The organism is Paenibacillus sp. FW101-FHT12H11, assembly GCF_058790355.1.
Genome location: NZ_JBYTCO010000023.1, coordinates 18,460 through 40,274, shown reverse-complemented (window position 1 = coordinate 40,274; position 21,815 = coordinate 18,460). Strand labels below are relative to the sequence as shown.

Annotated in this window: 20 protein-coding genes and 1 other RNA gene; 2 read left to right on the top strand and 19 right to left on the bottom strand. The window is 48.1% G+C overall.

The window, feature by feature from the left end:
* Positions 1-314 precede the first annotated feature (314 nt).
* The 15 genes from AC3WTJ_RS37625 to rpoE form a co-directional block, all read right to left on the bottom strand.
* Positions 315-584 carry a pro-sigmaK processing inhibitor BofA family protein gene (locus AC3WTJ_RS37625; protein ID WP_492526851.1) on the bottom strand — a complete coding sequence of 90 codons (270 nt, stop codon included), beginning with the start codon at positions 582-584 and terminating at the stop codon, positions 315-317.
* Between the two features lie 2 nt (positions 585-586).
* Positions 587-874: a DUF2508 family protein gene (locus AC3WTJ_RS37620; protein WP_127457619.1), complete on the bottom strand. Its 288-nt coding sequence runs from the start codon at positions 872-874 to the stop codon at positions 587-589.
* Between the two features lie 138 nt (positions 875-1,012).
* Positions 1,013-1,609, bottom strand: a complete 597-nt coding sequence (recR, locus tag AC3WTJ_RS37615) for a recombination mediator RecR (RefSeq protein ID WP_127457620.1) — start codon at positions 1,607-1,609, stop codon at positions 1,013-1,015.
* Positions 1,610-1,654: 45 nt separating this feature from the next.
* Positions 1,655-1,966, bottom strand: coding sequence for a YbaB/EbfC family nucleoid-associated protein (locus AC3WTJ_RS37610; protein WP_127457621.1), 312 nt, complete (start codon positions 1,964-1,966; stop codon positions 1,655-1,657).
* A 25-nt stretch (positions 1,967-1,991) separates the two neighbouring features.
* Positions 1,992-3,728, bottom strand: a complete 1,737-nt coding sequence (dnaX, locus tag AC3WTJ_RS37605) for a DNA polymerase III subunit gamma/tau (RefSeq protein ID WP_492526848.1) — start codon at positions 3,726-3,728, stop codon at positions 1,992-1,994.
* 174 nt (positions 3,729-3,902) lie between these two features.
* An RNA gene (gene ffs / locus AC3WTJ_RS37600) (signal recognition particle sRNA large type) lies at positions 3,903-4,166 on the bottom strand.
* A 67-nt stretch (positions 4,167-4,233) separates the two neighbouring features.
* Complete coding sequence (locus AC3WTJ_RS37595; protein WP_492526846.1) at positions 4,234-4,647, bottom strand: hypothetical protein; 414 nt, start codon at positions 4,645-4,647, stop codon at positions 4,234-4,236.
* Positions 4,648-4,738: 91 nt separating this feature from the next.
* Positions 4,739-4,936 (bottom strand): 50S ribosomal protein L31, encoded by a 198-nt coding sequence (gene rpmE, locus AC3WTJ_RS37590; protein ID WP_029197218.1) that lies wholly within the window; start codon positions 4,934-4,936, stop codon positions 4,739-4,741.
* Between the two features lie 126 nt (positions 4,937-5,062).
* A complete protein-coding gene (locus tag AC3WTJ_RS37585) occupies positions 5,063-6,337 on the bottom strand; it encodes a radical SAM family protein (protein ID WP_492526844.1) in 1,275 nt (424 codons plus the stop codon).
* A gap of 43 nt (positions 6,338-6,380) precedes the next feature.
* Positions 6,381-7,685: a transcription termination factor Rho gene (rho, locus tag AC3WTJ_RS37580; RefSeq protein WP_157318257.1), complete on the bottom strand. Its 1,305-nt coding sequence runs from the start codon at positions 7,683-7,685 to the stop codon at positions 6,381-6,383.
* A gap of 69 nt (positions 7,686-7,754) precedes the next feature.
* A complete protein-coding gene (gene murA, locus AC3WTJ_RS37575) occupies positions 7,755-9,014 on the bottom strand; it encodes a UDP-N-acetylglucosamine 1-carboxyvinyltransferase (RefSeq protein WP_127457668.1) in 1,260 nt (419 codons plus the stop codon).
* A gap of 273 nt (positions 9,015-9,287) precedes the next feature.
* Complete coding sequence (gene fba, locus AC3WTJ_RS37570) at positions 9,288-10,142, bottom strand: class II fructose-1,6-bisphosphate aldolase (RefSeq protein WP_157318258.1); 855 nt, start codon at positions 10,140-10,142, stop codon at positions 9,288-9,290.
* Between the two features lie 132 nt (positions 10,143-10,274).
* Positions 10,275-10,667 carry a response regulator gene (locus AC3WTJ_RS37565; RefSeq protein ID WP_079418635.1) on the bottom strand — a complete coding sequence of 131 codons (393 nt, stop codon included), beginning with the start codon at positions 10,665-10,667 and terminating at the stop codon, positions 10,275-10,277.
* A 156-nt stretch (positions 10,668-10,823) separates the two neighbouring features.
* Positions 10,824-12,428, bottom strand: coding sequence for a CTP synthase (gene pyrG, locus AC3WTJ_RS37560; protein ID WP_181646500.1), 1,605 nt, complete (start codon positions 12,426-12,428; stop codon positions 10,824-10,826).
* Between the two features lie 325 nt (positions 12,429-12,753).
* Entirely contained in the window at positions 12,754-13,335 is a 582-nt protein-coding gene (gene rpoE / locus AC3WTJ_RS37555; protein WP_127457628.1) for a DNA-directed RNA polymerase subunit delta, read from the bottom strand.
* A 389-nt stretch (positions 13,336-13,724) separates the two neighbouring features.
* Between rpoE and AC3WTJ_RS37550 the strand changes: the two genes are divergently transcribed.
* Positions 13,725-14,903: a S8 family peptidase gene (locus AC3WTJ_RS37550; RefSeq protein WP_492526840.1), complete on the top strand. Its 1,179-nt coding sequence runs from the start codon at positions 13,725-13,727 to the stop codon at positions 14,901-14,903.
* A 55-nt stretch (positions 14,904-14,958) separates the two neighbouring features.
* On the opposite strand, the gene argS is transcribed toward AC3WTJ_RS37550, so the two are convergent.
* The 4 genes from argS to speE form a co-directional block, all read right to left on the bottom strand.
* The gene (gene argS / locus AC3WTJ_RS37545; RefSeq protein ID WP_492526838.1) at positions 14,959-16,632 is read right to left on the bottom strand and encodes an arginine--tRNA ligase; all 1,674 of its coding nucleotides are present in this window, start codon (positions 16,630-16,632) and stop codon (positions 14,959-14,961) included.
* Positions 16,633-16,637: 5 nt separating this feature from the next.
* Complete coding sequence (locus tag AC3WTJ_RS37540) at positions 16,638-17,048, bottom strand: YwiB family protein (RefSeq protein WP_127457631.1); 411 nt, start codon at positions 17,046-17,048, stop codon at positions 16,638-16,640.
* Positions 17,049-17,265: 217 nt separating this feature from the next.
* A complete protein-coding gene (locus tag AC3WTJ_RS37535; RefSeq protein WP_407869851.1) occupies positions 17,266-17,769 on the bottom strand; it encodes a DinB family protein in 504 nt (167 codons plus the stop codon).
* Positions 17,770-18,457: 688 nt separating this feature from the next.
* Positions 18,458-19,285: a polyamine aminopropyltransferase gene (gene speE / locus AC3WTJ_RS37530; RefSeq protein ID WP_157318461.1), complete on the bottom strand. Its 828-nt coding sequence runs from the start codon at positions 19,283-19,285 to the stop codon at positions 18,458-18,460.
* Positions 19,286-19,569: 284 nt separating this feature from the next.
* Between speE and AC3WTJ_RS37525 the strand changes: the two genes are divergently transcribed.
* Positions 19,570-21,672 carry a transglycosylase domain-containing protein gene (locus AC3WTJ_RS37525; protein ID WP_492526835.1) on the top strand — a complete coding sequence of 701 codons (2,103 nt, stop codon included), beginning with the start codon at positions 19,570-19,572 and terminating at the stop codon, positions 21,670-21,672.
* The last annotated feature ends 143 nt before the right edge of the window (positions 21,673-21,815 follow it).

Sequence of the window (21,815 nt, the reverse complement as noted above, 5' to 3'; positions counted from 1 at the left end):
AGCCAGGATCAAACTCTCCATAATAGAAAAGCTGAATAGCTCATTGACTTGCTAGCGAGATTTTACAATCTCATTTAAAGTCGATTACTCGACTGTCTTACTCACTCGTTGTTCAGTTTTCAAAGATCAAGAACTCTTGTCCTATCCGCTCTCTTTCGAAAGCAGGAAGTTCAATATACCACACTAACTTTAGTTTTGCAACTTGTTTTTCTCAAGTTACTCGTTATTCCCGCATGTCTCATCGGCAACTTTTATAAGATAACATAGATGCTGCTTCCGAGTCAACCCATATGACAACTGTATTTTCCTTCCACCTATAACAAGGTCAGTTTTAATCCAACAAGCAGAATAACACCCGGTACACCTAGCACCGTTACTGTCCCTAGCGTAGCTGTATTAATCGGCAAATCCACCTGCGTATAGGTGCTCAGCAAATTTAAAGCATATAGCAGGAAGGCTGCTACAACAACATTCAATGTCAGACCAGACAATAATCTGCCTGCCCCTCTGTTGCGCAATATGGTAACTAGCAGCAATAGTGAGGATAGTATGAGTAATCCCCATACCGCATATTTAATATACACGTCTACACCTCCAGTAATCGATCAGTGTCAATCATGCTCAGATTTAGCCTTTTAGCCTGCTTGATGAGCATTTCAAATCTCTTCTCAGCCGCCTCCATCGCATAGATGGCATAGTCAATCTGATCCTTGTCCAAGGCAAACTCAAAATGCGCCTGAGCTGCCACCCAATTCGCATGTGCCGAACGGATCTCTTGCAGCAGCAATTGCTTGTCCCGCAGAAGTTCCTCTTTTGCCCCTTTTTTCGTCTGTGGATTCTTCCTTCCGTGCATGCCTAATAGTGCTGGTCTCATCAGCAAACCTCCATGACCCCAAATGCGGGTTAATCTCCCCTTATGCTTATGGGAGAAATAGAGCAATTAGAACTAACGCACTGCCTTTACACGAAAAAAAAGAGAGCTCTTCAGCCCCCTTTTGCTTGATAACGCTATTTATAATTCCCTGCGGCCTTCCATGGCTTTGGACAGTGTTACTTCATCCGCATATTCCAAGTCGCCGCCAACAGGTAGTCCGTGCGCGATACGCGTAACCTTCAGGCCAAACGGCTTCACTAACCGAGACAGGTACATGGCCGTAGCTTCACCTTCGATGTTCGGGTTCGTGGCCAAAATTAATTCCTGTACGGTTTCATCCCCCAACCGCTTGAGTAACTCGGCGATATGAATTTGATCGGGTCCGATCCCTTCCATAGGGGAAATTGCCCCATGCAGGACATGATAGTAGCCTTCGAACTCTTTGGTGCGCTCCAAAGCAACCAAATCCTTAGGCTCCTGTACGACGCAAATGACGGAACCATCCCTATTCTTATCTTGACAGATCCGGCAAGGATCGACATCGGTAATGTTGCAGCAGACGGAACAGTAGTGGAGGTTTCTTTTCACGTTGACGAGCGCCTTCGCAAAATCAATCACATCTTCTTCTTTCATACGAAGTACATGAAAGGCAAGGCGTCCCGCCGTTTTGGGGCCTACCCCCGGCAGGCGGGAGAAGGCATCGATTAACTTAGAAATCGGTTCGGGGTAATACAAAGGAAGTTCTCCCTCATCTTTCAGAATCGTAGCTCATGGTTGTGACTAGAACAAACCAGGGATGTTCATTCCACCTGTGAATTTGCCCATATCTTTATTCGCGATTTCTTCCGCTTTCGTCATCGCGTCATTGACAGCTGTAAGCACAAGGTCTTGCAGCATTTCAACATCATCCGGATCAACAGCCTCAGGCTTGATTGTGATGCTTTGTACTTTCTTGTGTCCATTCACTGTACAAGTAACAACGCCGCCGCCAGCTGTGCCTTCAATGATTTTCGTGCCCAGTTCTTCTTGAGCTTTCATCATTTGCTCTTGCATTTTCTTCACTTGTTTCATCATTTGGTTCATGTTATTCATTTTTGTTTGCTCCTTTGTATTTAGTCTAGTCTTCTTTAATGGTCACTAAATCTTCGCCAAACAGTTGAATTGCTTCGGAGATCCACTCCTCTTTGGGTGAAGATCCTGGGCTGCCTTCTTCTGCCACAAGCTCCAGAACTTCAGGCGGACTGCTAGTCGCATCACTCTTGGCGTCGTCCCACTCCTTGCGCATAACCGTAAGCAAGCGCATGGACTTGCCGAACACTGAGCTGAGCACTTGCTCGATAATGAGTTTGTTCTCCGGTTTCTCTGTGGTGTTACGGTGCATTTCATTCTTGAACGCAACCAATACCACATCATCGAGCATCGAGACCAGATCACCATTCACAAACCAAGCATGGACAGTAATCTTCTTCTCCTTGACCAGACCCAGTACCTGACTCCATTTCATTAGAGCTGCCTTGGTATCCGGACCTTCCGAGGCCTTCAGGTATCCATCGAGCTTGATCCCTGACTTCTTGGACGGAGCAGAGGCCACCGGCATTTTGGGAGCTGGTTTCGTTTCAACGGCCGCACCCGATACTCCCGATTTTAACAGTCCTGCTATCTGATCTTCAAGTTGTTTGAGCTTCTGGGTCATTTGAGCAAAAAGATCGCCTTGCGGCATCCGGCTTCCCGGATCTGCCCCTGCGCTGACAGCCGTATGTCCTTCGCCGCTATGACCGCCGCACATTTTCATAATTGAAATCTCGAGCAGGGTTTGGGGCTGGACGGAATACTTCATCTCACTCTGATAGTGATTCAGTATTTCTATCATGCCCATCATTTCGTTTGGCGTAAAATGGCTGGCAATTTCACTGAGCTCGCGCATATCAAACACGCGTTCTGTAATGACCGGCGAATTCGGCACCATGCGAACCATGAGCAAATCGCGGAAATAATTAATCAAATTCTCGATGCATTTGTCAGCGCTTTTGCCTTCTTGCATAAATGTATCGATTAGCTCTAGCGCGGCGCCAAGGTTCTTGTCTTTGATACAAAGCACGAGCTTCTTGAATTGATCGGAAGCCACCCCGCCGGTGATGGACAAGATGTCCGAGAGCTGCACTTCCCCTGTTGCAAAAGAGGTCGCTTGATCCAGAAGGCTGAGCGCATCGCGCATCCCGCCATCAGACAATCTCGCGATATAATGGAGCGCTTCCTCGTTAATGGAAATCTGCTCCTGATCACAAATATATTTCAGCCGCTGCACCTGATCATCCATCGAAACACGGCGAAAGTCAAAGCGCTGACAGCGAGAAATAATCGTTGCCGGAATCTTATGCGGCTCCGTCGTCGCTAGTATGAACATCACATGGGCGGGCGGCTCTTCAAGTGTTTTGAGCAATGCGTTGAAAGCCTCTGTAGTCAGCATGTGCACTTCGTCGATGATATAGACCTTCTGTCTGACTTCGGTAGGAGCATACTTGACTTTATCCCGAATATCCCGAATTTCTTCAACACCGCGGTTAGAAGCGGCGTCAATCTCAACGACATCCATGACAGCGCCGTCCGTGATGCGTTCACAGGCAGAGCAAGCGTTGCACGGCTCTTCAGCCGGACCGTTTAAGCAGTTAACTGCTTTGGCTAATATTTTGGCCGTACTTGTCTTCCCTGTTCCCCGTGGTCCGTTGAACAAATAAGCATGGGTAAGGCGATTTTCTCGCAAAGAATTCTGCAGTGTCTGCGTGATATGTTTCTGACCGACAACCTCACGAAACGTCTGAGACCTCCACGTTCGATATAGAGCAATATGTGCCATAGTGTTCCTCTCCATTAATCCCTGCGTGGAATGCTGAATCCATTATACTATATCGCAACAGGGGATGAAATAGAGGATCAAACATGGAATCCGGATCTGATGCGGACAGACAAAATAAAAAACGCCTCATGAGAAGGCGTCCAAGTTCAAAGTCATATGAAATTTCATTATAAACCGTGCACCTGTTATTGATAAAGTGATACAAGCGAACTCTTATCGTTAGCTCAAGTCAGGCAGCCCCTCGGCACATGAAACATCTCACTTACGGCTGCTTCCTTCCAGACCTGACCGGGTTCATGAGCATTCATTGCGAAGGACCCAACTCTCAACACCACGTGTAAGAGCCAGACCTCACATCACAGTACCGCTAACAGGAATTCAACCCCGCTACAGCGGATTGCGAGTTACAGGGCACCGCTACCTCCCCGTCTAGCACAGTAAAAATAGTATAGCTGATTCACCTGTAAATAGCAACTAAGGGGGAAAATATACCTGACCCCCTTGATCATCGCGATATTTTCACCGTTGTTTTGTAACGCGGCATATTGGTATCAAAAGCGTTTTGCACTTGAGAGCGAAGCTCTTCAACTTGCGCCGCCGTCAAGTGCGGCTTTGCTTTTATTTTCACACGAGCATTGGGTCCGTTGATGGCAATATTGGATTTCTCGATTCCTTGAAACTGTGCGAGCACATTTTTCATTAAGTTCGAATCATCCTCATAGTGATGATACGTTGGATTCAGCGGGTCGTTCGGATTCACATTGGTGATGCCCAAATACCCGTCCCGCTTGTAATTTTGCGCTTTATTATTGCCCGTATCCGTCTGCGGCGGGTTTTTGTTACTCGAATTGATGCCGCACCCGGCCAAGCTCATGGTAAGCAGGATGGCTAAGGTTATTCTTCGCATACCCTTGAACATAAAAACACCTCCCATTGGACTCTAAGTCTAAACTTAGGATGACCAAGGGAGGACGTCTTATGCTGATTGGCAGCAAAGTAATTGATACCAATTAGATTCCGTATTTCTTTTTGAACTTGTCGACACGGCCGCCTACATCGATAAACTTTTGTTTACCAGTGTAGAAAGGATGGCAATTGGAGCAAATCTCAACGCGAAGATTTTGCTTGATTGAACCCGTTTCGAACACATTACCACAAGCGCAAGTCACTGTGGTTGCATGATAAGTAGGATGAATACCTGCTTTCATGTTGGTTCACCTCTTTCCGCCCTGAATCATTTGCTGAATCAGAGTTAATGGACGTACCTTAGGTACTTTTGCATTGTAGCATATTCGCAACTTCGAATGCAATGGAAAAACGAGTGGATCCCTAACTTAGAGGACCATTGTCGTATTTCTGTCGCTGGCGTAGAACTTTGGCGTATGCGAGTAAGATCCAAGCACAACATCCGGCAATTCCTGCTCGAAAATCTCAATCATTTGCTTCATGCCAAGCAGCTCGCCCCGAGCCTTAGGGATAATCCCCAAATAACTTTCAGGGTCAATATTCAGGTTGCGCAATTGAATTAATTTTAATCCCGTTCTACGCACGAATTCGATCATAGCCTCAATCTCTTCTTCTCGATCCGTTACCCCCGGGAAAACAAGATAATTGATAGAAGTGATGACACCATTGTCCGTTGCGTAGCGAAGGGATTTTTCTACATTTTTCAGCGTGTAAGCTCTAGGCTTGTAATACGCATTATAGTGATCGTCCAAAGCACTGATCGTACTCACTCGCATCAGGTCAAGCCCGGCGTCTACAATGCCGCGGATATGGTCTGTCAGCCCAGCATTCGTGTTGATGTTGATGTAACCCATCTTCGTCTGCTCACGAACCTGCTTGATCGCCGGAATAATAAGCGCCGCTTGCGTGCTAGGCTCACCTTCACATCCTTGTCCGAAGGAGATGATGCTATCCGGTGTACGTAGGTGCTCCAACATGATCTGCGTGATCTCTTCGATCTGAGGTTTAAAATTCATACGCGTCTGCGGAGCCACAAAGCCGCTCTCATCCGGCTGTTCCGAGATACATCCGAAGCAGCCTGCGTTACAGGAATAGGAGACCGGAACAGCGCCTTCCCAGCGCTGTAGGAAGGTATTCGAAGCGGTCAGGCACTCATAACCGAGTGCGCAGTTGGATAAGTGCGCGTACAAGCGGTTTTCCGGATACTTAGCCGATAAGGTTTTGACCTGGGACTCCAGCTCCGTCACATCGCAATGAATCGGATTCCAGAAGTAGGGATTATCCGTTAGTCGAGCAGCTACATAGAAAGCGTCATCCTTCCATACAACAGCCGTATAACCGAACAGCGGCAGCGCCTTGGTCTTGTCGGATTTAACGTAACCGGGCAGCAGTAAACGGGTAAACCCTTGCGGCAGCAGCGCACCGACAGCATGATAATCGCCTGGCACCAGCTTCATATCGCCAGTCTCAGCATCTATGCCTACTGGCCGTGTAAAAGGAAGACTGACAAGCGTCGCCCCTTCGGGCAGCGGAATCAACTCGTCTTCCATAATTTCTGTGATCATTTCAGCATTTCGACCAAGCGCCAAAAAATCCGGATGGTCAAAAACGTTTCCTTGTGAGTCTGAATAAACCAAATTCATAACGGTACTCCTCTTTATGCGTTAACGCATCTTCCGCATCTCCTTAAGATGCTGAGTTTTTCACTTTTCCTTTGCTTGCTCCTGTTGACGTTGAAGCGCCTGTCGATGGAGAAGCCAAAGAATCCAAGAACTCTTGATTCGTTTTCGTTTCGGCAAGTTTTTTGATGAAGGACTCAGTGTATTCGTGCGAATCGTTCATACCTTTGCGGAGCGCCCATACCTTCTCGAGCTCATCTTTGCTCAGCAGCGCCTCTTCGCGGCGCGTACCGGATCTGCGAATGTCGATAGCAGGGAAAATACGGCGTTCCGCCATTTTACGATCCAGATGCAGCTCAAGATTACCTGTCCCTTTAAATTCCTCGTAGATGACGTCGTCCATACGCGAACCCGTCTCCACAAGTGCTGTAGCGAGAATCGTTAAGCTGCCGCCTTCCTCGATGTTACGGGCAGCCCCGAAGAAACGCTTCGGACGATGAAATGCGCCAGGATCGATACCACCGGATAGTGTCCGGCCTGTTGGCGGAACTACAAGGTTGTAAGCCCTAGCCAAACGAGTGATGCTGTCCAGCAAAATAACAACGTCTTTCTTATGTTCAACTAGACGCATAGCGCGTTCCAGGACTAATTCAGCAACTTTAATATGATTCTCAGGCAGCTCGTCAAAAGTAGAAGCAACAACTTCTCCTTTCACAGAACGCTGCATGTCCGTAACTTCCTCTGGACGCTCATCGATCAGCAGTACGAAAAGCTCAATGTCAGGGTAGTTCGTAGAAATACTGTTGGCAATTTCCTTCAGCAGCAATGTTTTACCTGCTTTGGGAGGCGCAACAATCAATCCACGTTGGCCTAGACCTACAGGCGCAAGCAAATCCATGATACGCATGGAAACCTTATTAGGCTCTGTTTCAAGCGTAATACGCGTATCCGGATAGAGTGGCGTCAAGGCAGGGAAATGAAGCCGCTCGGCAGCTGTTTCCGGTTTCTCGCCATTAACCGCTTCGACCTGAAGAAGCCCGAAATAGCGCTCATTCTCTTTAGGAGGACGGCATTTGCCTGATACAATATCCCCGGAGCGCAAATCGAATTTGCGAATTTGGGAAGCAGAAATATAAATGTCTTCTGAGCTTGGAAGATAGTTAATGGGACGCAAGAAACCAAAGCCCTCTTGAAGAATTTCGAGGACACCTTGCATAAACATTAGACCACTTTCAGCAGCTTGTGCACGTAAAATTGCAAAGATGAGTTCTTTTTTCTTCAGCGTACCGTAGTATGGAATCTGATGTTTCTTAGCTAGTTTATATAATTCAGTAAGCTTGAGTACTTCAAGCTCAGCAAGCTGCATGCTCATGTTTCAACCACCAAACTATTAAATTTTCAATTGGATTCTAGCATTGCCTGTTGTCTGGAACTTTATTCCTTACTCTTCGCTCTCGCGCCAAACCTCGGCACCCAGTGAAGATAAATTGAAGACTAAGTTCTCATACCCACGGTCAATAAACTCAACGCCGGACACCTCGGTAATACCGCCTGTTCTTACGCTAAGACCAGCCAGCACTAGGGATGCTCCTGCTCGCAAATCCGTTGCCCGAACCTTCGCCGAGCTAAGCTCGGATCCTTCGATAATGGCGGAGCGTCCTTCAACTTTCATCTTAGCACCCATCCGCACGAGCTCAGGAATGTGCTTGAAACGATTGCTGTAAACATGATCCGTTAGTATACTAACTCCTCTAGCTTGGCACAATAGGCTTGCCATTGGAGATTGCAAATCTGTTGCAAACCCTGGGTAAATTAATGCTTTTACATCGACGCTAGAGTACTCAGGCTGACCTACTACACGAATGGATTCATCCATCTCGTAGATATGTACACCCATTTCTTGAAGTTTCGCTGTTAATGCTTCCATATGTTTAGGAATGACGTTATCTACAGTCACATCGCCGCGCGTAGCAGCTGCTGCAATCATATACGTTCCCGCTTGAATCCGGTCAGGAATGATGGAATGGCGGCAGCCATGCATCTCCGTTACCCCTTCAATCCGAATGGTATCGGTACCAGCACCCTTGATTCTTGCACCCATCGAGTTCAACAATGTAGCTACATCTATAATTTCAGGCTCTTTCGCCGCATTTTCAATAATTGTATTACCCTTGGCACGTGAAGCCGCCAACATAATGTTGATCGTAGCTCCTACGCTCGCCATATCCAAGTAAATCTTCGCTCCACGCAGCTCTTTGGCCCGAATTCTTAATGCGCCATTCTCATTGCTTACTTCAGCCCCTAAAGCTTCAAAGCCTTTGATATGCAAATCGATTGGACGTGGTTCAAAATTGCATCCGCCCGGCAAACCGATATTCGCTTCCCCGAACCTTCCGAGCAGCGCTCCCATCAAATAATAGGAAGCTCTTAACTTCTTAACTTTTCCATTAGGCATTGGAAGAGACTTCATTCTGCTAGGATCGATCGTCATCCGATCTTCGTTCCAATCGATGGTAGCTCCTAAATCCGTCAAAATTTCTGTATATGTAGCCACATCGCTTAAATGCGGCAGATTATCCAACGTTACCGGCGTTTCAGCAAGAATCGCAGCTGGAATAAGTGCAACCGCACTATTCTTAGCTCCGCTAATTTGAACAGTCCCCCGTAGTGGACGTCCCCCGACCACCATTAATTTCTCCAACATGATTCTCCCCCTAAATCCAGGTGCCTTCCTGTAACGCAAACTCCACAACCTAAACGCCAATTGCAACCAAAATTGTATCACAATCTATTGAAATGAACATGAACAAATAAAAGGAAATAAGAACATCAATAACAAAAACGCTTACAGTCCTAGTAACAACTGAAGACAAAAAATAGAAGAAGGAAACGCCCGCAAGCATGCAAACGGCGGACATTTCGCATCCTCCGTTTGCGTCTTGCGGCATTTCCCACTGCATCTATACAATTATAATTAAGCTTGGTTGCTGCTTCCGAACAATTGAATTTTGGATTTTACAACTTCGACCATTGCGTTACGAGCTGGGGTTAGATATTTACGAGGATCATAAATTTTAGCGTCCTTGTTCAGAACTGCGCGGATCGTTTCTGTGCATGCTACTTGGTTCTCAGTGTTAACATTGATTTTACCAACGCCTGCAGCGATCGATTTACGAATCATTTCGTCAGGAACACCAGAACCACCGTGTAATACAACTGGAACTGGGATTGCTTTGGAAACTTGCTCGATAATGTCAAAATGGATGTTAGGTTCGCCAGCGTACATACCATGTGCTGTACCTACTGCGATTGCCAAACAGTCAACGCCTGTCTCTTCGTAGAAGCGGATAGCTTCTTCAGGTTTTGCAAGGTTAGCGTGCTCTTCGTCTACCGAGATGTCATCCTCAACACCACCGATTGTTCCAAGCTCACCTTCAACGGATACGCCCATTGCACGAGCCGCTTTAACAACTTCTTTCGTCAAACGGATGTTTTCTTCGAAAGAGTAGTGTGAACCGTCGAACATAACGGAGCTGAATCCTGCGCGGATACATTTCATTGCTACTTCAAAGGAGCTGCCGTGATCCAAGTGCAAAGCGATCGGCAGACCGGATTTTTTGGCTGCAGCTTCAGCAATTGCTACTGTAAATTCGATACCCATATATTTCAGTGCGCCTTCGCTAACACCGTAAATGAAAGGGGATTTCAGCTCGATTGCAGCATCCACAATCGCTTGAGCGAACTCAAGGTTGTTCATGTTAAATTGACCCACCGCGAATTTGTTCGCTTTTGCTTTAGGTAAAAACTCATTCATTGAAACCAATGCCATGTTTCTCTTCCTCCTAGAACCTTTTTGTAGTTTTGCGTTGACCGCTCTTGTCATACCTGAGTTATTATAGCACATATACTTTCAAATGATAACCAAGCCCACGCTTCTCAGCCACAAAAAAAGACCCTATGACTAGGATCCCACGGCAAAACCACTGCTTGACTCATTATTTAACTGCATGTTAACCGCCATGCGCAACTCATCAATGTCAAACGGCTTCGTAAAATGCATGATAGCACCCAGGTCCGTCGCTTCTTTAATCATATCCAGCTCACCATAAGCTGTCATCATGATCACTTTGATCGAGGCATCAATTGCTTTAACGTGCTTGAGAATATCTAGGCCATCCATACCGGGAATTTTCATATCCAGTAATAGTAGGTCCGGCGAAGAATTTTTGACGATTTCTAAAGCCAATTTACCATTAGAGGCTTGATAGGTATCGTATCCTTCGTTGCTGAAAACCTCCATTAGCAGTACGCGAATTCCATTTTGATCATCGACAATCAGTACCTTTTTCTTCATCCGCCTAGTTCCCTCCCGAAAACGAATAACAAATCCCCTGCACTTCACAGATACATAACGTATTCGCTATTCATTTCCGTTTTCCTTCATGAGAGAGAACCAAATTGAAAACTTTTACAAATAAGTTGTTTTACAGGAGGTAGTTCACATAGCGAGTTAGCTACGCGCAATTCCTTGAGCAGCCTTCACGAATTCACGGAATAGCGGCTGCGGACGGTTCGGACGGGATGTGAATTCCGGATGGAACTGTACCGCCAAGAACCAAGGGTGGCCTGGAAGCTCCACCATTTCGACCAAACGGCCGTCCGGGGACGTACCGGAAATGCGCAAACCAGCGGATTCGATCAACTCGCGGTATTCATTGTTGAACTCATACCGGTGACGATGTCTCTCGTAAACAAGTTCATCATTGTAGCATTTCTCCGCCAATGAACCTGGAACAATTTTGCACGGATAGAGACCAAGACGCATAGTACCGCCTAAATTCTCAATATCCTTCTGTTCTGGCAGAAGATCGATAACCGGATAAGCCGTAGTCGGATTAATTTCGGAGGAGTTCGCTCCATCCAAACCTGAAACAGAACGCGCATACTCAATAACAGCCACCTGCATACCCAAGCAAATGCCGAAGAAAGGTATTTTCTTCTCGCGAGCATAACGAATAGCAGATACTTTACCTTCAATACCACGATCACCGAAACCGCCTGGCACCAAGATACCTTGTACGCCGGAAAGCAGATCATCCACGTTGTGGTCATAAATTTCTTCTGCATTTACCCAACGAATGTTGATCTCGGAGTCGTTATCGATGCCGGCATGTCCAAGCGCTTCAACAATACTCAAATAAGCATCATGCAAAGCAACATATTTCCCGACAATGGCGATTTCTGTCTTCTTCGTCAAGGATTTCACTTTACGAACAAGACTTTCCCACTCGGTCATGTCCGGTTCATTCGTTTTGAGCTTCAAGTGGTTAACGACATAATCGTCAAGTCCTTGTTCGCGAAGCATCATTGGCACTTCGTAAAGTGTTTCTGCATCTTTACACTCGATTACAGCCGCTGGATCAATGTCACAGAATAGGGCAAGCTTACGCTTCATATCTTCTGTCAAAGAATGTTCGGTACGGCAAACAATAACGTGAGGCTGAATGCCTAAGCCGCGCAGTTCTTTTACACTGTGCTGTGTCGGTTTAGTTTTCACTTCACCTGCAGCTTTGATATAAGGAATCAGCGTAACGTGAATATACATCACATTCTCGCGGCCGATATCATTTTTCATTTGACGGATAGCTTCCAAGAAAGGAAGGCTCTCGATATCGCCAACGGTTCCGCCGATTTCAGTAATAACAACGTCGGATTGCGCCTCACGGCCCGCTCGCAATACACGATCTTTGATTTCATTCGTAATGTGAGGAATAACTTGTACCGTACCCCCGAGATATTCCCCTCTACGCTCTTTGGTAATAACGGAGGAGTACACCTTGCCTGAAGTTACGTTCGAGCTTTTGGACAGGTTGATATCGATGAAACGCTCATAATGGCCTAAATCCAAATCCGTTTCAGCTCCGTCATCGGTTACGAAAACTTCACCATGCTGATAAGGGCTCATTGTCCCTGGATCCACGTTGATGTACGGATCAAACTTTTGAATCGTAACTTTCAGACCTCTGTTCTTCAGCAATCTTCCTAAGGAAGCTGCAGTAATTCCTTTGCCAAGGGATGAAACTACGCCCCCCGTAACGAAAATGTATTTTGTCACTATGTACGCCTCCTAATAGTTTTTTAGTTGAAAATTGCAACGTACGCATACGTTAGTAGTGCCAGATCACCGGCCTGTGTCTTTCTATGCAAAAAGCTTACACCGTAAGCATTCGCTATCGTTGTCGTGGTGCCACTGCCTCAGATTTAGTGTCTACTAAATGAGGGTTTTCATGAAAATCTGGTGAAAAAAACAGCCTGAAAACAAAAAAAAGTGACACCCGTGAGTAGACGGGGCACTTTTTGAACGCTTGCGCGATTTGTTAAGATTCTTTTAAAGCCCATGCAATAGTTTACTCTGAACGGGCGGCGGCTGTCAAGACAAGTTATTTGTCGTCGTCATCCTCGTCATCCAGATCGGAATCGTCCTCATCCAAATCGGAATCTTCGTCCAGATCGTCTTCATCCTCGTCGTCGGACTCCTCGATACCTTCTTCGCCAAGATCCTCTTCAATCTCTTCATCCTCAAAGAATTCTGTATCTTCTTCCGCTTCTTCCTCTTCGGATTCCGTACCGAACGCATCGTACTCGTCTTCCTCTGCGTATGTATCTTCTTCCTCCGCGTAGATGTCTTCATCCAGATCGTCGTCTTCATCATTGATGATTCTTGGACGCTTCGCGTTACCAACCGCATCATCCGATTTCTCGACAGGATACCAACGCTTCAAGCCCCATAGATTCGTACCTACGCAAGCAAAACGTCCATCGATGTTGATTTCCGTATATAGTTGGGCAATCACTTGCATCACATGCTGCTCGGATAACCCTTTAATTTTTGCAATTTCTGCCATCAAGTCACGGTAATAAAACGGCGTATTCGCCGATTTCAATAATTCAAACGCCAAATCCACCATCGGCATTTCGCGTGCTTGTTCTGTGGTGATTTTGAGTGTGTATTCGCTACTCATCTAAGGCACATCCCTTTCGACCGTCTTCTTCACTTCTTCTATCTACCTTATCCAATATCTTCATTAAGTAAAACCTATTTTTTCTAAAATTGCAACTACCCGCAAAAAACCTTTCGGACAGCCCCCCCGAAAATGAATACAAGCGAAGGTCCCCCTCCGCTTGCGACTGTATCCTAAGGAAGCGGTATGAGCGAGTCACAGCCGGTTCCAGTACCTGAGGAAGAGACACTCCTGCTCGCGCCTCTCTATTTATCCTATGTAAAACCAGCACATCTGACACGGCTTCGCACCCATTTATTTCTATAAAGGCTATCACACGGTCAGAAGGGGTGACCTGTACATAGGATAGGGGAGACTCGATTATTAGCTGTCATGGGGGGATGGCACGTATGGATATAGCCACCTTTCTTCATTCGCTTCATGAGGAAATCGGACTCACCAAGCAATCCGGGAAGAAGCATTTGATCCGTTTCTCATCAGCCAAGGACTACTACGCATGTAAATCCGAGCTGAAGCGAATGAGATCCCGCCTGGCCAACCTGTCCAAGGTTCGCACGCTCGACATCATCCATGCCTTCTCCTGCACGCTCCGTTCCAACTCGAAACTCAAGCAGTTCACAGGCAATCCTGTCATCGAAGAAGATACCAAAATTACCGTTCACCAATCGGTCGGAAGCAGAACCCTCATCAAACGTGCAACCACGCTATCTGGCTCCGGCTCCCACACCATCCCCTGGGGCGTTGATCAAATTGGCGCACCTGAAGTTTGGAGCAAGTCGCTAGGCCAAAACATCCATGTAGGCGTCATCGACACAGGGATCGACTACAATCACCCGGACTTACGCAATTCAATCTCACGGGGAGTCAATTTATTAAACCGCAGCATGCTCCCTTATGATGATAATGGCCATGGCACGCACATTGCAGGCACCATAGCCGCGACTGGCCGCAATTCGGGAATCGTCGGTGTCGCACCCAGATCGATTATTCACCCTGTCAAGGCATTTGACCACACCGGAAGCGCTTATGTCTCAGACATTATTGCCGGAATCGACTGGTGCGTAAACAATGATCTCGATATTATCAACATGAGCTTCGGCATGAAGTCATACAACCGTGCGCTGGAGCAGGCTGTTTTGAACGCGTATTACAGAGGAAAAGTCATTGTCGCTTCATCCGGTAATGACGGTAAACGGAAAACGATTGATTATCCTGCTCGCTTCTCCCAGGTCGTTTCCGTTGGAGCCACAACACGGCTAGGCCGGATAGCTCCCTTCAGCAATCGCGGCAAACAAATTGACATCTATGCACCAGGTGAACGAGTTTACTCGTCCTGGCTTCACGGCAAATACAATGAGCTTAGCGGCACATCCATGGCCACGGCTCACGTCAGCGGCGTTATCGCGCTGATGCTGGCCATCAAGCCTTTGTCGCCGCAGCAGATCAAAACCGCGCTGCGCCGGTGCGCGCTCGGCATTAACAAGCGCGAAAGCACACGCTGGCAGCCAGGGCACCTGAATGCCAGACGGGCTTTGCGTGCTGCGAGGCAGATCAGAGACTCGCAATGAAAAAGGAGTTAAGCGGCTCATGGCTGCTTAACTCCTTTTTGGTGGGAGCGGTGAATTACATCCGCTCCGGTGCGGATACGCCGACTACGCGAAGCGTGTTGGCAAGGGTCGTGCGCAGTGCGCCAAGCAAAGCAAGGCGCGCTTGCGTCAAGGCCGCGTCATCCGTGATGACGTAGTGGCCTCTGTAATAGCTATGGAACTGGCTGGCCAGTTCGTAGACATAGCGGATCATCCGATGCGGCGCGTACTGCTCCGCCGCAATCGCGATCTCTTCCGGAAGCTCGCCGATCTTGCGCAGCAAGTCGAACTCCGCTTCCGAGGAAAGCTGGGCAAGGTCAACCTGCTCCAGCGGGAGCACCGCGATGCCTTGCTCCTCCGCCTGGCGGAAGATGGAGCAAATCCGTGCATGTGCGTACTGCACATAGTAAACCGGGTTCTCATTGGACTGAGATACCGCTAAGTCCATGTCAAAGTCCAGATGCGAGTCCATGCTGCGCATCGCGAAGAAATAGCGGATCGGGTCGACGCCGACCTCGTCCATGAGATCCTCCATCGTGACCGCTTTGCCGGTACGTTTGGACATTTTGACCTTTTCCCCGTTTTGGAAAAGGCTCACCATTTGCGCGATCAACACGACGAGTCGATCCGCTTCGAAGCCCAGCGCCGTCATGGCCGCTTTCATCCGCGGGATGTAGCCGTGGTGGTCGGCGCCCCAAATGTTAATCAAGCGCTCAAAGCCGCGCCCGAATTTATTGCGGTGGTAAGCGATGTCCGGCGTCAGGTACGTGAAGGAGCCGTCATTTTTAATCAAAACGCGATTCTTGTCGTCACCCAGCGGTGTTGTATTCAACCAAGTAGCGCCTTCTTCTTCATAGATATGTCCATTGTCACGCAGTTCTTGCAGAACGGGTGGAATCAGGTTATCTTCATAAATCGACGTCTCGGAGAACCAGTTGTCGAAACGTACACCAAAACGGCCTAAGTCGCGTTTGATTTTGTCGAGTTCTTTTTTCAAGCCATACGTACGGAAAAAAGCACGGCGCTCATCGTCCGGCAAGCTCAGCAGACGATCTCCTTCTTCTGCGGCAAGATCAGCTGCAAAGCCTTTGATATCTTCCCCGAAGTAGCCGTCTTCCGGCATTTCGGCATCTTGTCCAAGCGCTTGCAAATAGCGGGCTTCAATGGATTTGGCCAGATTCACGACTTGGTTCCCCGCATCGTTAATGTAGTACTCCCGGGATACGTCGTACCCCGCAAGGTCCAGCACGTTACACAGCACATCTCCCACAGCTGCTCCGCGGGCATGTCCGAGATGCAAGGAACCTGTCGGGTTGGCGCTGACAAACTCCACTTGCACTTTCAGCCCTTGGCCCACGTTCCTTGCCCCGTAACGCTCACCCTGCGCGAGTACGTCCGCGATAACAGGATAAAGGTAAACCTTGTTCATTTTAAAATTAATAAAGCCCGGCCCGGCAATCTCTGCTTCCGCGATATTCGCTTTATCTTTCTGCAGGTTCGAAATGATCTGCTCGGCGATTTGTCTTGGATTCTGCTTGGCAATACGGGTTAATTGCATCGCAATGTTCGTTGCGAAATCCCCGTGTGTTTTTTCCTTCGGTACTTCCAGAATGATTTCTGGCAACTGCGCGGCATCCACAATGCCAGCAGCAGCAACCGCATCTGCTATCGCTTGTTTCACGATGACTTTGACTTCGTTTAATACGTCCATTCTTCTTACTCCTCCTGAATTAACAACTTAATCCTGTATGTCCCCGCATGCGTGCCGGATGCATATAAATCGTATTTCCATCGCGTGATTCCGATGCCCTGTTCCGCTTCGCTTGTCAGCTCGTGCGTCTCGATTTCGAGTTCCAGGCGACCTTGCGGCGTATGATAAAATCCGAGTCGTTTCTCGCCAGGCACAAACGTTTGCTCCGCTTGCACATCTCCTTGGCGGACGATGCGGATCTGATTCTCTTCCAGCTTAATAAGCGTCACCGTTCGTCCAAGTTCGCTGCGTTCTTCTTCATAGCGGATGTAGGTGTGATTGCCTTTGCGGTACAGGTCTCCCCGCGCCTTCTGCACAGTTGTCTCGCTCCCGCTCCGGCTCTCAATGCGAATGCGCACACGCGCTTTATCCGTCATGATTCGTCATTCTCCTATTCTGCAGGTCCTCTTTGCACCTTATGTCAAGATAAGGCAAGTTAGGTATTAGTTTATATGAAAGGTTCGACGAATTCAATGTATCACTGCGATCAGCGTTCAGGAATGATGTCGAAGTCAGTCCTTTCTTCATGCCAAAAAGCCCCAAATCTCACGAATGCGTGAAATTTGAGGCTTTCCTTGGCGTGCTTTGTCGTTGTTAAATGGCTGGAATTGGCATCCCAATGTTTGCCCACTGTTCTTTGGCAGGACCATAGGCTCCGATGACAGGCACGCCTGCTTGGCGCATCAAAATCGTGAGCTGTCCACGGTGATGGATTTCATGCTTAAGGAATGCGAACAGCGTTTCGCCGATCGTCCACTGCTGGCCGAACATGTTCACGACTTCCAGCATTTTTGCGTCTGTTAACTGTGTACGGGCAGCTTCCAGGATCCCGGCTGTTGTTGAACGGTAAGCATCCGCTACGGTTGCAGCCTCTGAAGGCGGGCTGATGGCGGCAGAAGGCGCATCGAATTTGAGCCCTGCTACGAGCAGCATACCGCGGTCATTGTGCACCAAGTGCCACGCGATGAAACCTAGCGACCTATAGCCTTCGGCTTGAGGTTGTTGTAGGGAGGCGTCCGTTAAGGCGTCGAGCAGTTGCTGTGTTGTGGCGGATTCGCGTTGGTATTCGTTAATAAAGCTATCTACGGTAGTGAACATAGGAATTACCTCCATGGTTTGTGTGATTTCATACTTCATGTAATCAGTATAGTGGAGTGTGACTGACAACAGTATGGCAGTGTTTGTGGGGGTGGGGAATTATTTTAGGCGGCGAGTGGGGGAGTCGATCTCAGCTTGGCGGGCCCCTGCGAGCACCACCTACCGGCTAACGGACTGAGGGGACTCTATTCGCCGCTTTTGGGACAAGTTTAGCTTCTAACGGACTCACGTGCCGTTATTGTCCATGATATTGCCTAAAACAGTGGCAAAATCACTGAATAACGGCTCCTCAGTCCGATAGCACCTCAAATTCGCTGAATTTCGCAGAATAACGGCTCCTGGGTCCGTTACAAAAAAGTGGCTACTTGAAGGGACTGCCGGGTGAGCTGCTATTGGTGGGATTCATGGTACTTTGACTAATTGGCTTCTACTATTGGGTTTCATGCTACTTAACTAGTTTGCTCTTTTGGGTGGATTTTTGTTACTTCGACCGCCAGTTTCACCCTACGAGCACTTACCTATTGGGCTTGGGGTTGGGGTTGGGGTTGGGGTTGGGGTTGAGGTTGGGGTTGCACTTGCACTTGCACTTGCACTTGCACTTGCACTCACGACCAAGCTCGGCCCCGCCGTGCGACACCCACAAACAAAAAAGCCGCCTCCCTCTCGCAAGGGATGACGACCTTTTCGCTTATTTAATCAAATCTTCAACAAATTTAGGCAACACGAATGCTGCTTGGTGTAGGCGTGCTGTATAGTACTTCGTCGGGAATTCCGGAATGGAAGCTTCCTCGACTTGAAGAGGGTCATGCTTTTTGCTGCCCATTGTGAAGGTCCAGAGACCGCTTGGGTACGTTGGGATATTCGCGCTGTATACGCGTACGATTGGGAAGATTTCTTTGACGTCACGGTTAACGGTTTGGATCAGATCTGCTTTGAACCAAGGGTTGTCCGTTTGTGCAACGAAGATTCCGTCTTCTTTTAACGCATCATAAATGCCTTGGTAGAAACCTTTGGTGAACAGTTCAACCGCGGGGCCAACCGGCTCCGTGGAATCGACCATGATAACGTCGTATGTATTTTTGTGATCATGAATGTGCATGTAGCCATCGTTTACGATCACTTCAACGCGCGGGTTGTCCAATTCGCCGGCAATGGTTGGCAGGTACTTTTTGGAGTACTCGATTACTTTACCGTCGATGTCGACCAGAACGGCTTTTTTCACTTTCGGGTGCTTCATAATCTCACGGATTACGCCGCCGTCGCCGCCGCCAACAACAAGGACTTGCTCAGGGTTCGGGTGAGTCACAAGTGCAGGGTGAGCAACCATTTCATGGTATACGAACTCATCTCTTACCGTTGTCATGACCATACCGTCTAGGGTAAGCATCGTTCCCCACTCTTCGGTTTCGATCATCGACAGGTCTTGGAAATCCGTTTGCTCTCTTACGTAGGTCTCTTTTACTTTCGCTGTAATGCCGAAGCTGTCTGTCTGTTTCTCTGTGTACCACAAATCCATGTTCATACCTTCTTTCGCTTCTATATTGGATGAATAATTACTGACATTCGTTATCTCTAACAGTGTTCCACCGGTCCAAAATGTCATGCAAGGTCGGCTAAAATTTCCCGTCCCTTCACACGCACAAATTGTATTATAGTTCATTACCCCCAAATTGCAATAATTTCCTAGGCCTTTTCCCGAATTCACAAAAAATATTTACAATTTATTGAATACGGAAACCCATGCTTTTCCATACTGGTTAATACGTCCTTAGGGCGAAGCAAGAAAGGAGGTAGGAATCGATGTCCGAAAATGAAAACAATCGTCAGCCTGCTTCAGGCACTCCGCAAAAACAAAGGGAGCAAGAGGTGCCAGCGTCCATGCGATGGATGCGCCGTATTAAAAAAATGTTCTCCTTCTTCTTCACTACCTGTGTGTTCATGCTCATTGCTGCGGCCATCTTTTTCGTATATTTACGCTCGCAGACGCTGCCTGTCACGAAGATGCTGCAAACTTCCCAAATGTTTGATACACACGGCGAACTCATCGACACATTCTATTCCGGGCAAAATCGGCAGGTCGTTCCATTAAATGAAATCTCCCCATACCTTATCAAAGCTACACTTGCCGTGGAGGATCAACATTTCTATGATCATTTCGGTGTCGATGTGAAAGCTGTTGCCCGTGCAGCGATTGTCAATGTGAAAGCGATGGCGAAAGTGCAGGGTGCAGGTACCATCACGCAGCAGTTGGCGCGAAACTTGTATTTGACGCATGACCGTACTTGGGCGCGTAAAATCAAAGAAACGATGTATGCCGTTCAATTGGAGATGCAGCTGAGCAAGGATGAAATTCTTGCGGATTATTTAAATCAAATTTACTACGGTCATTCGACCTATGGCATAGAAACGGCTTCGGAGCTATTCTTTGGTAAACACGCCAGTGAATTGACGTTAGCCGAGAGCGCCTTGATTGCCGGTGTCCCGAAGGGGCCACGTTACTACTCCCCTTATTATGATATGAAAAATGCGCTGGACCGGCAAAAAATCGTGCTCCAAACGATGGTCCGCAGCGGATTCATCACGCAAGAAGCCGCAGACGCTGCCGGCAAAGAGAAGCTGACCATCCAACCGCTGACGAAGAAAAAGCCGGCAGCCGCCCCCTATTTCAGAGATTATGTACGGACACTGGCCACCGAAAAGCTCGGGATCCCTGAGGAGCAATTCGACGAAGGCGGCATTCGTATTTACACGACGCTCGACAAGAAAGCGCAGGAAATTGCTGAAAATGTCGTCAACCAGCAGTTGACTGGCAAAACAGAGCTGCAGGCGGCTCTCGTCGCCATTGATCCGCGTACCGGGGAAATTAAAGCGATGGTCGGCGGACGCGACTATTCAGAAAATCAGTTCAATCGGGCTTTGTCGAATACAAGGCAGCCGGGGTCCTCTTTTAAACCAATTGTGTATATGGTCGCTCTACAAAATGGGTATACCCCCGTCACACAGGTGAAAAGTGAACCGACGGTGTTCACCTATGATGAAGGGCGGCAACGTTATACGCCGAGGAACTTCAACGATCAATATGTAAACGCGAATATCGATATGCGGCAGGCGATCTCCAAATCCGATAACATCTATGCGGTTCATACGATTCTGGACGTTGGCCCTGCGAAGGTAATTGATCTGGCCCACAAGCTGGGCATTGACTCGCCGATGAAGCCTCTGCCTTCACTGGCGCTCGGTTCCTTCCCTGTTAGCCCGCTAGAAATGGCGTCCGCTTTCGGAACCATTGCGAATCAGGGTGTGCATAAGGAAGCGACAGCGATTGTGCGGATTGAGGATGCGAATGGCCAGATTTTATATCAAGCAGCTCCGAAAGAGGAGCAGGTGATTGACCCTGCGGTTGCTTATGTGATGACGAATCTCATGGAGAGTGTGTTCGAGGAAGGCGGTACGGGTAACCGTGTTGCCAGTACGATCAAACGGCCGATTGCCGGTAAAACCGGAACGACCGATACGGATGCTTGGCTGGTCGGCTTCACACCGGAGCTCGCTACTGCGGTATGGGTCGGCTATGATAAGGACCGGGACATCTCTACCGTCGAGTCTCATCTGGCATCGCCGATTTTTGCAGAATTCACGGAACAAACGCTGGAGGCCATCCCGCCTAAACTTTTCCAAATTCCAGAAGGCGTAGCCAATGTCTATATTGATTCCGTGAGCGGAAAGCTATCCAACGAGGATTGCCCGAACGCTCATCTTGAGGCTTTTCTCGCCGGCACGGAGCCAACGACTTACTGTACGGGCAAACCCGCCAAACCCGCTTCGGGCGATGATAAAAAGGACGCGCCAAAAGGCCAAAACGGCTCTTGGTGGAACGATCTCAAACGCTGGTGGAACGACTGATTTCCAGCTTCCACGCGGCTTTCCGAGAACACAAAAAGGCAGAACTAAGCGCGTCTTAGTCTGCCTTTTTGCTGTCCTAGTATATGAGGTAACATACACTAGGGTCTAGTATACTCGGTTCACATGAACGTAACAATGGATGA